The 15,926-nt window shown below is 45.4% G+C and carries 11 protein-coding genes; all 11 read left to right on the top strand.

Annotation, left to right across the window (positions count from 1 at the left end; translation table 11 throughout):
* The first annotated feature begins 364 nt into the window (after positions 1 to 364).
* The 11 genes from H9626_RS07510 to miaA all read left to right on the top strand — a co-directional run bounded on the left by H9626_RS07510 (position 365) and on the right by miaA (position 15,840).
* A complete protein-coding gene (locus H9626_RS07510; RefSeq protein WP_191710090.1) occupies positions 365 to 3,559 on the top strand; it encodes a SusC/RagA family TonB-linked outer membrane protein in 3,195 nt (1,064 codons plus the stop codon).
* A gap of 14 nt (positions 3,560 to 3,573) precedes the next feature.
* Positions 3,574 to 5,601 carry a RagB/SusD family nutrient uptake outer membrane protein gene (locus tag H9626_RS07505; RefSeq protein WP_191710089.1) on the top strand — a complete coding sequence of 676 codons (2,028 nt, stop codon included), beginning with the start codon at positions 3,574 to 3,576 and terminating at the stop codon, positions 5,599 to 5,601.
* A 219-nt stretch (positions 5,602 to 5,820) separates the two neighbouring features.
* On the top strand, positions 5,821 to 6,990 hold the full coding sequence (locus H9626_RS07500; protein ID WP_178257661.1) for an AIR synthase-related protein: 1,170 nt from the start codon (positions 5,821 to 5,823) through the stop codon (positions 6,988 to 6,990).
* Between the two features lie 65 nt (positions 6,991 to 7,055).
* Entirely contained in the window at positions 7,056 to 8,165 is a 1,110-nt protein-coding gene (prfA, locus tag H9626_RS07495) for a peptide chain release factor 1 (RefSeq protein ID WP_178257662.1), read from the top strand.
* 19 nt (positions 8,166 to 8,184) lie between these two features.
* The gene (locus tag H9626_RS07490) at positions 8,185 to 9,891 is read left to right on the top strand and encodes a DUF4153 domain-containing protein (RefSeq protein ID WP_191710088.1); all 1,707 of its coding nucleotides are present in this window, start codon (positions 8,185 to 8,187) and stop codon (positions 9,889 to 9,891) included.
* Between the two features lie 11 nt (positions 9,892 to 9,902).
* Entirely contained in the window at positions 9,903 to 10,727 is an 825-nt protein-coding gene (gene pyrF / locus H9626_RS07485; RefSeq protein ID WP_191710087.1) for an orotidine-5'-phosphate decarboxylase, read from the top strand.
* A gap of 180 nt (positions 10,728 to 10,907) precedes the next feature.
* The gene (lpxD, locus tag H9626_RS07480; RefSeq protein ID WP_191710086.1) at positions 10,908 to 11,948 is read left to right on the top strand and encodes a UDP-3-O-(3-hydroxymyristoyl)glucosamine N-acyltransferase; all 1,041 of its coding nucleotides are present in this window, start codon (positions 10,908 to 10,910) and stop codon (positions 11,946 to 11,948) included.
* Positions 11,949 to 11,952: 4 nt separating this feature from the next.
* Complete coding sequence (locus tag H9626_RS07475; protein WP_191710085.1) at positions 11,953 to 13,338, top strand: bifunctional UDP-3-O-[3-hydroxymyristoyl] N-acetylglucosamine deacetylase/3-hydroxyacyl-ACP dehydratase; 1,386 nt, start codon at positions 11,953 to 11,955, stop codon at positions 13,336 to 13,338.
* A 116-nt stretch (positions 13,339 to 13,454) separates the two neighbouring features.
* Positions 13,455 to 14,222, top strand: coding sequence for an acyl-ACP--UDP-N-acetylglucosamine O-acyltransferase (lpxA, locus tag H9626_RS07470; protein WP_178257667.1), 768 nt, complete (start codon positions 13,455 to 13,457; stop codon positions 14,220 to 14,222).
* 52 nt (positions 14,223 to 14,274) lie between these two features.
* Entirely contained in the window at positions 14,275 to 14,829 is a 555-nt protein-coding gene (locus H9626_RS07465; RefSeq protein WP_178257668.1) for an IS1096 element passenger TnpR family protein, read from the top strand.
* Between the two features lie 102 nt (positions 14,830 to 14,931).
* Positions 14,932 to 15,840, top strand: a complete 909-nt coding sequence (gene miaA / locus H9626_RS07460; protein ID WP_191710084.1) for a tRNA (adenosine(37)-N6)-dimethylallyltransferase MiaA — start codon at positions 14,932 to 14,934, stop codon at positions 15,838 to 15,840.
* Positions 15,841 to 15,926: the final 86 nt, after the last annotated feature.

Below are 15,926 nucleotides of genomic sequence, written 5' to 3'. Positions count from 1 at the left end.
ATAAGATAAAAAGCCTGACTTACCGAAGACAAAAATTCTATTCGGAAAGTCAGGCTTTTCTATGGGAAGAACCGAGTAACACATGCGGTAGAGTCAACCAAAACATGCGGTTGCGTTTTCCGTCATAGGCAGACAAATATATAAGTCTGTTTTTCAACAATTTACACAGCACCCTTATTCAGTCTGCAATGCTCCGCCGGTTCCCAAAATATCTTTATACATTTATTTATGAGGAGTGCAAAAACAAATTTAGCGAAAAAAATATGAGTTCATTCTTTTTTTTTAAAAGAATTAGTTGCGCATCTATAAAAATATTAATAAATTTGACACGATTTATTTTGTTTTATCTAAAACTCTTTTAACTATGCTAAAGCATTGTAAACCTTTCGCAGCGCTGCTCGTGGGTTCATTCCTTATCAACGGGACAGCATTTGCGACATCTAATGAAGAACACAGTGTAAGGTCTGTTCAGCAAACAAGCACCTGCACAGGTACAGTCTTGGACGAGACAGGCATGGGTGTCATTGGTGCATCCGTAGTGATTAAAAACAACAAAACTACCGGTTCGGTAACCGACCTCGATGGTAAGTTCTCAATCCCAAACGTAAAGCGTGGTGATGTGTTGGTTATTTCTTACGTGGGATATAAGCCCATGGAAGTAACATGGGAAGGCTCTCCGCTGACCGTTACTCTGACACAAGATTCAGAGTTGCTGGACGAAGTTGTGGTAGTAGGTTACGGAACCCAGAAGAAAGTAAACGTAACGGGTGCTGTCTCAATGGTAGACGACAAAGTATTTGAGTCGCGCCCTGTACAAAACGTGGCTCAGGCTTTGCAAGGTCAAATTCCGGGCTTGACGATGAGCGTAGGAAACAGCGGAGGTACGCTGGATAGCGAATTAAATTTCAGTATCCGTGGTAGCGGTACTATCGGCACAGGTTCAAGCGGTAGCCCGTTGGTACTTATCGACGGTATCGAAGGAAACATGAATACGGTTAACCCGAACGATATTGCCAGCGTATCTGTATTGAAAGACGCTTCTTCGGCTTCTATCTACGGTGCGCGTGCGGCATTCGGTGTAATCTTGATTACCACCAAAAACGGACAGTCTGGTAAAACCCGTGTCAACTACACAGGTAACGTGCGTTTCTCTACTGCCATCCAAGTACCTGAAATGATGAACTCGTTGGATTTTGCCAACTATTTCAATGCGGCTGCCACCAACGACGGTAGTGCCCCGGTGTTCAATGAAGAAGCCATGAACAATATTAAGACTTATCTGTCAGGCGGATTCACCGATCCTACCCAACCGGAATATTACGGTACAACCATCAACCCGCAAACCAACCGCTACCGCAACTACGACGGTGCGTTTGCCAACACCGACTGGTTCCAAGAGTTTTATCGTAAGAATGCCCCTGCTCATGAGCATAACTTGAGCATCAGCGGCGGTTCAGACAAAATGACTTACATGCTGAGCGGTAACTTCTTGAACCAACTTGGTTTGCTGCGCCACGGCGAAGATAAGTTTAACCGCTACACATTGAATGGTAAGTTCAACTTCAAGATTACAGACTGGTTGACTGTGAACTATACAACGAAATGGACACGCGAGGATTACGACCGCCCCACCTACCTGACGGCTTTGTTCTATCACAACATTGCACGCCGCTGGCCGACCTGTTTCGTAATAGACCCTCACGGACATTACGCTGCCGATATGGAAATCATCCAGTTGGAAGAAGGTGGTAAACAGAACGACCAGAAGAACTGGAGTACCAACCAGTTGCAGGTAGTAATCGAACCTATCAAAGACTGGCACATCAATTTGGAAGGAAGTATGCGTCAGTATCACCGTGCATACGGTTGGGCTGTATTGCCTATCTACGGTTACGATGCTTCTAACGAACCTTACTTGCTTTCATGGAACGGTGGCGCTGCCGGATACAGCGAAGCACAGGAAGTACGCGAAGCTGAAGACTACTTCTCTACCAACCTTTATACGGACTATTCAAAAACCATCAACGGACACTACTTTAAAGTGTTGGCAGGTTTCAACGCCGAACTTTACCGTGGAAACAATTTGAGCGGTTTCGGAACGGACCTTATCACACCTACCGTGCCGCAACTCAGCACCACACAAGCCAACCAAGAAACCAGCAACGGCGCCAACGAATTAGCACTTGCCGGATTCTTCGGACGTATCAACTATAACTGGAACGAACGTTACATCTTAGAAGCAAACCTTCGTTACGATGGTTCGTCTCGTTTTCTCGGTGACAAACGTTGGGGACTGTTCCCATCTTTCTCTGCCGGTTGGAACATGGCACGCGAACCGTTCTTCGAACCTTTGAACAAATGGATTAACACCTTTAAACTGAGAGGTTCATGGGGACAATTAGGTAACAACGAACTGGATAACTACTATCCTTTCTATCAGTCTATGCCTACCGGTGTCAACAGCACGTCATGGCTCATCAACGGTCAAAAACTGAATGCAGCCGGTTTGCCGGGCATCGTAAACAGCCTCTTTACATGGGAAACCATTGAAAGCTGGGATATCGGTTTCGACTGGGGAGCATTCGACAACCGCTTTACTGGTTCGTTCAGCTACTACAACCGTATAACCAAAGACATGGTGGCAGCCGCTCCTCCCCTCCCGGGTATCCTCGGTGCCAGCTCTCCCAAAATGAATAATGCCGACTTGAAGTCATACGGTTGGGAAATCGAGGTATCATGGAGAGACCGCATCGCAGATTTCAATTACGGTATACGTTTCGTATTGGACGACAACCAACAGAAAATTACGAAATATTATAACCCGACAGGCGATTTGAACTCGTATTACGTTGGCGAAAAGATAGGTGAAATCTGGGGTTACACCACCGTAGGAATCGCGCAAAGCCAAGAAGAAATGGATGCTCACTTAGAGAACAACCGCCCGAACTGGGGAAGCGGCTGGCAGGCAGGTGACGTAATGTACAAAGACCTGAATGGCGACGGCATCGTTAACAGCGAATCGCAAACGCTGGATAAACATGGAGACTTGAGCATTATCGGTAACAACACTCCGCGCTACAAGTTCGGTTTGACACTGGACGGACAATGGAGAGGATTCGACTTCTCGTTATTCTTCCAAGGTGTAATGAAACGCGACTACTGGTTAGGCGATACTTATTTCTGGGGAGCTCAGGGAGGTATGTGGCAGTCGTGCGGATTCACACAACACTTGGATTACTGGACAGAAGATAATCGCGATGCTTACTATCCGCGTCCTTACTTCAATACGACTAAAAACCAGCAGACCTCAACCGGTTATCTGCAAAATGCAGCTTATTTACGCTTGAAGAACGTGCAGGTGGGTTATACATTCCCGAAGAAATGGATGGACAAAATCGGTGTTGAATCTCTCCGCCTTTACTTCTCTGCCGACAACGTATTTACCGTCAGCCAAATTAGTGGTGTATACGACCCTGAACTGTTAGGCGGAGACTGGGGTTCGGGTAAACTTTATCCGTTGCAACGTACGTGGTCGTTCGGTCTGAATGTTAACTTCTAAATAAAAGAAACAGTATGAAACTAAATATAAAAAACATATCTCTCTATTCGCTCCTTTGTTTGAGCGGAGCGGCGTTGACCTCTTGCGAAGATTTTCTGGACCGTCAACCCATTACCAGCGTGACTCCCGAAGCCTATTTCACCACGGCAAGCCAAGTGGGAGCATACGTAAACAATTATTACAATGACTACTTGCAAAATTCGCAAGGACAGTCATTATACCACGGGACAGCTTGGAACGCGGGTATCGCCAATAACGACCAATACACTGACAATTTTGTAGAAGGCGATGTGTCAAACGGAAGTAACTTGGCGTACTTCAACGGGCAATGGGAATCCTCAGCCGGACAAAACCTGATAACAGACTACGGGCGCATCCGTGTATGGAATTACCTCATCACAACGATTGAACCCAAATTAGAAAGCATACAGGACGATGATGGCAACCTGACTCATTACCTCGGCGAAGCATACTTTTTCCGCGCCATGGCTTACTACAACGCATTGGTGAAGTTCGGCGACCTGCCCATCATCACTGAAGTTTTGCCTAATGAAGAAGGCTACTTGCAAGAAAATTCCGTGCGTGCTCCGCGTAACGAAGTGGCTCGCTTCATCTTGTCGGACTTGGATGAGGCTATCAAGCGACTGAATGATGCGGGATTCCAGAATAATCAGCGCATCAACAAGCAAACGGCTCAACTGTTTAAATCGAGAGTGGCTCTGTTTGAAGGTACATTTGAAAAATACCATCAGGGAACAGGGCGCGTGCCGGGCGACTCAAATTGGCCGGGAGGTACATTCGAAGGTAACATCCAAGATGAAATCAATTTCTTCTTTGACCAAGCAATGGCAGCGGCCAGCGCCGTAGCTGATTACTCCGGACTGACACTGACCGAAAACAGCCATGTCATCAATCCCGAATACGGAGAGATTTACGGCTGGAATCCTTATTTTGAAATGTTCAGCCAACCTTCGTTGAGCAGCGTTCCCGAAGTATTGTTCTGGAAAGAATACAACAAATCGCTCAGCATCAGCCACGATGCCCCCAACCGCCTGAAAGTAGGAGACAACGACGGTATTACCCGCAGTTTCATTACTTCGTTCCTGATGAAAGACGGTCTGCCGTTCTACGCCAGCTCCAACTATCAGGGCGATGAAACACTGGACAAAGAATTTGCCAACCGCGATGAGCGTCTGCAACTTTTCGTATGGGCGGAAAGCACCGTGCTGAAATCCGACCCCACCGAACAGGGTATTGCCGAATCGGGCGAAGTTGAACTTTTCGAAAAGCCGCTCATCACCAACAGTGCCACCCAGAACTTGGACCGCACGGGTTACCGTCAGCGCAAACATTATACGTATGACTATACCCAATCTACCAGCGATGAATTGTTGGGAACCAATGCTTGCCCCATTTTCCGCGTGGCAGAGGCTTACCTCAACTACATCGAGGCTTGCTACGAACGCACAGGACAGATTGACACGAAAGCCGACGGATATTGGCGTGCACTCCGCCGCCGTGCCGGTGTAGACGAAGATTATAACAAAACCATCGCTGCTACCGACATCAACAAGGAACTGGAACTGCAAGACCTGAGTGCATGGTCAGGTGACGGTCCGGTAAACGCAACAATCTTCAACATCCGCCGCGAACGCCGCTGTGAATTTATCGGCGAAGGAATGCGCTGGGATGACTTGAAACGCTGGCGTTCTTGGGACAGACTGTTCGAACATCCGTACATCCCCGAAGGATTCAATCTCTGGGATCAGGCTTACCAGAACTATACAGCTGAAACGGCCGGAACCGGAAACGGCGTATTGGTAGCAGACGGAACAACCAATGCCAACGCATCGCCTGAATCGGTAAGCAAATATTTGCGCCCCTATCAGCGTACACAAACAAACAACGACCTGTACGACGGATACACATGGATGAAGGCTTACTACCTGACACCCATCGGAATACAGGAACTGACTTTGGCACCGCAAATGTATCAGAACCCCTACTGGAGTTCAGAAACTGCAGGATTGGCGCTCGAATAAAAACATACAGAAAACAATTAAGCTGAGACCTACCAAAGGTTAATCATCTATGTAGTCTCTTTCCTCCGTGAGGAGGGAAGGGACTTTTTTTATGCAGACATCACGATGATGTTTAAAAGTATAAATCGCATTAAAAATCGCCAACTTTATGGATATACGCAGAATTATAGCTAAATTTGCATATTTGATTAAAACAAACATATATATCCTATTATACTCATGAGCAACCAACGATACATGCAACGCGGCGTTTCCGCATCAAAAGAAGATGTACATAACGCTATAAAGAATATCGACAAGGGTATTTTTCCGAAAGCATTCTGCAAAATTATCCCCGACATTTTGGGCGGAGACCCTGAGTACTGTAACATCATGCACGCCGACGGAGCGGGCACGAAGTCTTCGTTAGCTTACCTTTACTGGAAAGAAACCGGCGACCTGTCGGTGTGGAAAGGCATCGCTCAGGATGCGCTGATTATGAATATCGACGATTTGCTCTGCGTGGGAGCAGTGGATAATATCTTGGTTTCGTCTACCATCGGACGCAACAAGCTGTTGGTTCCGGGCGAGGTTATCTCTGCCATCATCAACGGCACAGACGAACTCCTTGCCGAACTGCGCGAAATGGGCGTGGGCGTTTATGCCACGGGAGGTGAGACTGCCGATGTGGGCGACTTGGTACGTACCATCATCGTCGACAGTACGGTAACCTGTCGCATGAAGCGCAGCGATGTGATTGATAATGCCAACATCCGTCCGGGCGACGTTATCGTGGGATTGGCTTCGTACGGACAAGCCACTTACGAAAAAGAGTATAACGGCGGCATGGGCAGCAACGGTCTGACCAGCGCACGTCATGATGTATTCGCCAAATATCTTGCCGAAAAATATCCGGAAAGTTACGACCATGCCGTACCCGAAGAACTGGTTTATAGCGGACAGTTAAAGCTGACCGACGCTGTGGAAGGCTCACCGCTTGATGCCGGAAAACTGGTACTGTCTCCTACCCGCACGTATGCCCCTGTGGTAAAAAAATTGCTGGATGCGCTGCGACCGCAGATTCACGGCATGGTGCACTGTTCGGGCGGCGCACAGACCAAAGTGCTTCACTTCGTGGGAGACAACTGCCGCGTAATCAAAGACAACCTGTTCCCCGTACCTCCGTTGTTCCGCACCATCAAAGAACAGAGCGGAACTGACTGGGACGAAATGTACAAAGTGTTCAACATGGGTCACCGCTTGGAAGTGTACTTATCGCCCGAACATGCCGAAGAAGTCATCGCCATCAGCAAATCGTTTAACATCGATGCGCAAATCATCGGACGCATTGAGGAAAGCGACCACAAGGAACTGATTATCCGCAGCGAATTCGGCGAATTTAAATATTAATATTCTGTTTAAGTTTGTGGGCTTCAAACGGCTGACTTGCCCACAAACTTAAAATCTTCAAAACAATGACAGACAACAATACATTATTAGAAAAGTTAGACGGACTGGTTTCGCGCTTCGAGGAAGTTTCGACACTCATCACCGACCCTTCGGTGATTGCCGACCAAAAGCGGTACGTAAAGCTGACCAAAGAGTATAAAGAGCTGGGCGACATCATGGAGGCACGCAAAGAATACCTGCAATGCCTGAACGGGCTGGAAGAAGCCAAGATGATGATGGCAGAAAGCGACCCCGAAATGAAGGAAATGGCACGCGAAGAAGCGGCTGCCTGCGAAGCACGCATCCCCGAACTGGAAGAAGAAATCAAACTGTTGCTTGTTCCTGCCGACCCGCAAGATGACCGCAATGCCATTCTTGAAATACGCGGAGGAACAGGGGGCGACGAGGCTGCCATTTTTGCCGGCGACTTATTCCGTATGTATTCAAAATATTGCGAATCGAAGGGCTGGAAATTGGAAGTTTCGAGCGCCAACGAGGGAGCTGCCGGCGGATTTAAAGAAATCATCTGTTCGGTTACAGGTGAAAAGGTTTACGGAACGTTGAAATACGAATCGGGCGTTCACCGCGTACAGCGTGTACCTGCCACGGAAACGCAGGGGCGCGTACACACCTCTGCGGCATCGGTAGCCGTCCTGCCTGAAGCCGAACCCTTTGATGTGGAAATCAATGAAGGAGAAATAAAGTGGGACACATTCCGAAGCGGCGGAGCCGGCGGACAGAACGTAAATAAAGTAGAATCGGGCGTGCGCCTGCGCTACAACTGGAAGAATCCGAATACGGGAGTAGTGGAAGAAATCCTCATCGAATGTACCGAAACCCGCGACCAACCCAAAAACAAAGAACGTGCTTTGTCGCGCCTGCGTACATTTATCTATGACAAGGAGCATCAGAAGTACATCGACGACATCGCTTCGAAACGGAAAACGATGGTGAGCACGGGAGACCGCTCGGCAAAGATACGTACTTACAATTACCCGCAAGGACGTATCACCGACCACCGCATCAATTACACCATCTATAACTTGGCTGCCTTTATGGACGGAGATATTCAAGACTGTATCGACCACTTGATAGTAGCCGAAAACGCAGAAAGATTAAAAGAAAGCGAATTGTAACAGTATCTGAATAAATATCATGGTAAGAACTTTTCTGACAAAAACATTTTCCACATTAACCGAAGCGTTTCAAAATTGCTTGAAACGTTTTCCGATTACCGTATGTTTTGCGATAGCCCTTACCGGATATTTAATTTATTGGGTAACAATAGAAAAAGAAGAGCGGCTGTTTTTTATCATAGCCTACTACCTCTCTATCGGAACACTGCTTTCGCTAACTCTCCACCTGTGGTGTGAGGAAATAAAGAAACCGTCTGCGCGAATCATTACCCAAGCCGTCGCCCACGTTTTATTAATCGCCGATTCCGTATTTCTGTATTACCTTTCGCCCGAAGAGTCGCTTACCGAAATCACGATTGCCCACGGAGCCGGCATATTCGCCTTAGGGATTTCAATATTCTTCCTGTCGTTTACGAAGGAAAAAAACGACATAGCTAGCTGGAACTTCACCCTGTCGAGCCTCACATACTTCGTAACAGCTTGTGCGATAGGCAGCATCATGAGCGGAGGAATCAACTTGCTGGTCTTTTCTCTCCATCAACTATTCGACTGGAACATCGACTCGAAATGGTATATCTACATTACCGTGGTATGTAATATTTTGCTTGCCATATTCCTTTTCTTGGGACTACTACCCCAAGGAGCTGTCAAACATGACCGTACCCCCTTGTCGAAAAGTTTTCTGAATACGGTTATCCATTACCTGTTTATCCCGCTGTTAAGCGGTTATCTTATCGTACTTTACATTTATGCTGCCCGCATATTGGTAAAATGGGAGCTACCCATCGGGTGGGTTTCATGGCTCGTTACAACGCTGATGGCAGGATGTATTGCCGTTGAGTTCGGGCTTTACCCGTCGCGAATGGCAAATGTAAAGAAGGCAGATAACCGCATAGCGCGTTACCTTCCTGTACTGATACTTCCGCTGCTGATACTGATGACGATAGGCATTGCCCGCCGTTTCAACGATTACGGTATCACGATAAACCGTCTTTACCTGATAACATTCAACGCATGGTGTTACATGGTCTGCATCGGACTGTTTATCACGAAGGCAAAACGCATCAACTGGATTCCCATATCGTTTGCGGTTATTTTCCTTCTAACCTCCGTACTGCCGGTTAATTACAGCAGCATCACCCGTAATACGCTCCGCAATGATATTTTGAAAGAGCTGAAATTACATGCTTATGATATGCCGCTCTCCGAAAAAGAGTACACGGCATGGGTCAACACACTCCCCCCGGAAAAAGCTCGCTCAATCAATGACAAAATAATGTACCTGCACAGTTATTTTGGCGAGGAAAGCCTCAGCGACTTATTCTCAGAACGAATCAACGCAGTTCTGACAACGAATGCGGACAAAGACATCCTGATAGAACAACGAACGTCTGCAAAAACTACCATTGAGATTCCGAAAGGATATGGCCACTTTATAGAGGTTTCCCAGATAGAGGATATATCCAACAAGAATATATCGGATGGTATACTGCCCGTGCCTGTCAACGATAAAGACAAGGGCATTACAGACACGGTTTATCTGGATTTAAAGGCACTCGGCTCTCTTGCCGACAAGTATCCTCGTGAGGATACGCCTCCGCAGCGAATCAAGTGCAAATTAAACGAACACTTATTTATTTCAACCTATATAAACGTCACACGGTTTGCCAACGAAGGGCACACTTCGGTCAACTTATCAGGTTATCTATTTATAAAAAACAATTAAAATACAGCAATATGAACAAACAAGAACTTTTTGAAAACATCAGACGCAAGAAATCATTCCTTTGTGTAGGACTGGACACTGACATCAAGAAAATCCCGGAACACCTGCTAAATGAGGAAGACCCTATCTTTGCTTTCAACAAAGCCATCATTGACGCTACCGCTCCTTACTGTATAGCTTACAAACCGAACCTCGCCTTTTATGAAAGCATGGGTGTAAAAGGCTGGATAGCATTCGAAAAGACAGTGGATTACATCAAGAAAAACTATCCGGACCAATTCATCATCGCAGATGCCAAGCGTGGAGACATCGGAAATACCTCTGCCATGTATGCCCGCACATTCTTCGAAGAGCTGGACATTGATTCAGTGACCGTTGCCCCATATATGGGAGAAGACAGCGTAACGCCGTTTCTTACTTATGAAGGCAAATGGGTTATCTTATTGGCACTGACATCAAACAAAGGTTCTCACGACTTTCAATTAACTACCGACACTAACGGAGAACGACTTTTTGAAAAAGTATTACGCAAATCACAAGAATGGGCAAACGACCAGAACATGATGTATGTAGTAGGTGCAACTCAAGGACGGATGTTCGAAGATATTCGCAAAATCGTACCTAACCATTTCTTGTTGGTACCGGGTGTCGGAGCACAAGGAGGGTCTTTGGAAGAAGTCTGCAAATACGGCATGAATAGCGAGTGTGGACTTATCGTCAACTCCAGCCGTGCGATCATCTATGCAGACAAAACCGAAAATTTCGCCAAAGCTGCCGGAGAAGAAGCTCACAAAGTCCAACTCCAAATGGAGGAACAACTCAAAGGCATCTTCTAACCGGAAAAGCCGTCTGTTCAAAGATTTTCAAGCGTGCAAGGAGAAAAAAATGACATTTTTCACGGATTTCTGAAAAAAAAACACGTAATTTGCATAATTATCTGATGAGTATGCCAATTTAGGCAGTTATTAACCAAAAGGTATAAAGGAACAAAAGGAATAAAAGAACAAAAAAATATTATGGAGTTCTCAGCTAAACAAATTGCGGAATACATCCACGGAACCATTATTGGAGACGAAAACGCAACGGTACACACTTTTGCCAAAATAGAAGAAGGCATTGCAGGTGCATTGTCTTTTCTCTCCAACCCCAAATACACTCATTATATTTATAATACGCAATCCTCCATTGTACTGGTAAATAAAGATTTTGAGCCGGAGCATGAAATAAAAGCCACTCTTATCAAAGTGGACAATGCGTACGAAAGTCTGGCAAAACTTATGATGCTGTACGAAGCGAGCCTGCCTAAAAAACAAGGTATTGACCCCTTAGCTTCGGTGGCAACAAACGCCAAGATAGGTAACAATGTATACATTGGAGCTTTTGCATGTATTGAAGAAGGTGCCGAGATTGGAGACAATACCTACATCCATCCGCACGTAACCGTAGGGTGTAACGCAAAAGTGGGAGCCAATACGATTCTTTATCCGAACGTTACGATATATCATGACTGCCGCGTAGGGAATAATTGCATCCTTCATGCCGGTTCGGTGATAGGTGCTGACGGATTCGGGTTTGCTCCTACTGAAAATGGCTATGAAAAAATCCCCCAGATAGGAATCGCTATTCTGGAGGATGACGTAGAAATAGGAGCAAACACCTGCGTTGACCGCGCTACAATGGGTGCCACCATCATCCGTAAAGGAGTTAAGTTGGATAATCTGATTCAAATAGCACATAACGTAGAAGTAGGCAGTCATACTGTCATGGCATCACAAGTAGGAATTGCCGGTTCTACAAAGATCGGAGAGCGATGTACTTTTGCCGGACAAGTAGGAGTAGCAGGACACATAACAATAGGCGACCATGTAACAGTGGGGGCACAATCGGGTATACCGGGAAACACAAAGTCGGGAACTACGCTGATGGGATATCCCGCTATCGACCCCAAACAATTCGCACGTTCGGCTGTAATTTACAAGAAATTGCCGGATATGTATACCGAATTGGGATGCCTAAAAAGAGAAATAGAAGAACTGAAAAAACAACTTAATAAATAAACCCATGTTGAAACAACAAACCTTAAAAGGCAGTTTTTCCTTGAACGGCAAGGGACTTCATACAGGAGTCAAATTGACTGTTACATTCAATCCTGCCCCAGAGCATCACGGGTATAAAATACAACGCATAGACCTCGATGACCAACCTATATTGGATGCCGTGGCAGAAAACGTTGTAGATACGACACGTGGTACTGTTTTAGGGAAAAACGGGGTGAAAGTCAGTACCGTTGAACATGCTTTAGCTGCACTCTATGCAGCAGGTATCGACAACTGTCTTATTCAAGTAAACGGACCTGAATTCCCAATTTTGGACGGCAGTGCAAAAGCGTATGTAGAATGTATAAAACGTGTTGGCATCGAAGAACAAGCCGCTCCGAAAGACTATTATATCATCAAGTCGAAAATTGAATTCCGCGACGAAGAAACCGGTTCTTCCATCATTGTATTGCCAGACGATAAGTTCAGCCTCAATGTATTGATTTCCTACGACTCGAACATATTGAATAATCAATACGCGACTTTGGAAAACATGAATGACTTTCCAAATGAAATCGCATCGGCACGTACATTCGTTTTCGTCCGTGAAATTGAACCGCTATTAAATGCCGGACTTATCAAAGGAGGCGATTTAGATAACGCTATCGTTATCTACGAAAAACAAATGACGCAAGATAACTTCGACAAACTTGCAGATGTAATGGGTGTTCCACACATGGATGCAAGCCATCTGGGATATATAAACCATATCCCTTTGGTATGGCCCAACGAACCGGCACGTCATAAATTGCTTGATATTATCGGCGACCTTGCACTGACAGGGAAACCTATAAAGGGACGTATCATTGCTACCCGTCCGGGACATACAATCAATAATAAGTTTGCGCGCCAGCTAAGAAAAGAAATCCGCTTACACGAAATACAGGCACCGATTTATAACTGCAACGAAAAGCCCTTGATGGATGTAAACCGCATTCGTGAGTTACTTCCTCACCGCTATCCATTCCAGTTGGTCGACAAAGTAATCGCTATCGGGGCAAACCATATCGTGGGAGTGAAAAACGTTACATCCAATGAACCGTTCTTTCAAGGACATTTCCCTCAAGAACCGGTCATGCCGGGTGTACTTCAAATAGAAGCTATGGCACAAGTAGGCGGACTATTGGTTCTCAACTCTGTTGACGAACCGGAAAGATATTCCACCTATTTCCTGAAAATAGACAACGTAAAGTTCCGTCAGAAAGTAGTTCCGGGAGACACATTAATCTTCCGTGTTGAGTTAACAGCTCCTATCCGACGTGGCATATCTACTATGAAAGGATACGTATTCGTAGGAGAAAAAATTGTCTGTGAAGCCGAATTTATGGCACAAATCGTAAAAAACAAATAATATATAATGAAGAATTGCATCAAAATAAGAAACAACCGCTTGAACACAACAATATCAACCGATTTACAACTACAATATTTTGATGCAATTTCTTTGTTTATTCTTAATATACAGCTATGATAAGTCCGTTAGCATACATACATCCTGAAGCCCAAATAGGAGAAAATGTGGAAATAGGTCCGTTCGTTTTCATCGATAAAAATGTGGTTATCGGAGATAACAATGTTATTATGCCGAACGCGAATATTTTATACGGCGCACGAATCGGCAACGGAAACCGCATTTTTCCGGGAGCAGTCATTGGGGCCATTCCGCAAGACCTGAAATTCAGGGGGGAAGAAACAACCGCCGAAATAGGAGACAATAACACCATCCGCGAAAACGTAACAATCAACCGAGGAACTGCATCGAAAGGAAAAACCATTGTAGGAAACAATAACTTACTGATGGAAGGGGTACACGTGGCTCACGACACACACGTAGGAAGCAACTGTATCATCGGAAATGCAACCAAAATAGCAGGAGAAGTTATAGTTGATGACAACGCCATCGTCAGCGGAGGCGTATTAATGCACCAGTTCTGTCACGTGGGAGGCTACGTAATGATTCAAGGAGGATGCCGTTTCAGCAAAGACATTCCGCCTTTCATCATCGCCGGACGAGACCCGATAGCCTACTGCGGCATCAATATCGTAGGATTGCGACGCAGGGAATTTTCAAACGAGCTGATTGAAAATATCCATAACGCTTACCGCATCATCTACAACAGCGGAAAAATAGTAAGCGATGCGTTAGAGCAAATCCGAAACGAAATACCTATGAGCAAAGAAATAGAATATATCATTTCGTTTGTTGAAAATTCACAGCGAGGAATCATACGCTGAAAAGATTTTTGTAACTTTACCTCGTCAATAAACGACTAAAACAAAAGTAACAATGGTATATAAGTTTAGAATCATATCAGACGAAGTCGATGGTTTCTTTAGAGAAATAAAAATCGACTCTGATGCTTCGTTTTACGATCTCCACGAAGCAATATTGAAATCTGTCGGCTATAAAGACGACCAAATGACTTCTTTTTTCATCTGCGACGACGATTGGGAAAAAGAAACAGAAGTCACACTGGAGGACATGGGCGGAGGAAGCTCGGAAGAAGATACATACGTAATGCGCGACACTCGCTTGAGCGAACTACTTGAGGACGAAAAACAAAAACTGTTATACGTATTCGACCCGCTGGCAGAACGTGTGTTCTTCATTGAATTATCAGAAATCATCACAGGTAAAGACTTAGACAAGGCTGTTTGTTCACGGAAAGAGGGAGAAGCACCCCAGCAAACCATTGATTTCGATGAGCAAATGAATACGAATGCTGCACTCGACCTTGATGAAAACTTTTACGGTGACCAAGAATTTGATTTGGAAGACTTCGACCCCGAAGGGTTCGACATGAATGAAGGAGGTAATCCTTACGACGAAGATAAATATTAAACATCCCTTTAACACGGCACGAATTACACAAAGCTAAGCGGCAGGATAAAGACCAAGCTGCGTATTCATGTGTAATTCGTGCTTCTTTTTTAATCATTCTCTATGCAAACTCCCACACTTATCGTACTAATCGGCCCGACAGGTGTCGGGAAAACGGAACTCAGTTTGAAAATAGCTGAGAATTACCACACAGAAATCATCTCTGCCGACTCGCGGCAACTTTATGCGGACTTGAAAATAGGAACGGCAGCTCCTACCAGAGAACAACTGGAGCGCGTGCGCCATCATTTCGTGGGAACACTGCAACTTACCGATTATTACAGCGCAGCCCAATACGAAGCTGATGTGTTAAACACATTAAATCAGCTTTTCCAAATCCATCCCGTTGTTTTACTCACCGGAGGCTCGATGATGTACGTCGATGCCGTATGTAAGGGTATAGACGACATCCCTACCGTAGACAGGGAAACACGCGAACTGATGATTCACCGCTACGAAACGGAAGGGCTGGAACGATTATGCGCCGAACTGAAACTGCTCGATCCTGAATATTACAACATCGTAGATTTAAAGAATCCGAAGCGGGTGGTTCATGCTTTGGAAATTTGCTACATGACCGGAAAAACGTATACGTCGTTCCGCACACGCAGTAACAAAAAACGCCCGTTCCACATACTGAAAATAGGCTTGAAACGAGACCGTGAAGAATTGTACGAACGAATCAACCGGCGGGTAGACCAAATGATAGACGAAGGATTAGTGGAAGAAGCGCGGAGCGTTTATCCGTATCGCCACCTGAATTCGCTGAACACCGTGGGGTATAAAGAAATATTTAATTACCTCGACGGAACATGGACGCTACCGTTCGCCATCGAAAAAATCAAGCAAAACTCGCGCATTTATTCACGCAAACAAATGACATGGTTTAAGCGCGATGCAGACATCGCATGGTTCCACCCCGATGAAACAGATAAAATAGAAGCATATATCCAAGAAAACATCGCCGGATAAAGCTCTCAAACACTACCGTTAGTGTTGGTCATCCTAAGCGGTAGAACTCACCGTTTCTACCCATAGAACCAATCGGTCTAACCGTT

The sequence above is a fragment of the Phocaeicola faecium genome, assembly GCF_014837055.1.
Classification (GTDB): Bacteria; Bacteroidota; Bacteroidia; order Bacteroidales; family Bacteroidaceae; genus Phocaeicola; species Phocaeicola gallinarum.
Note: the sequence above shows the minus strand (reverse complement) of the source record. Positions and strands in the feature narration are given on the sequence as shown.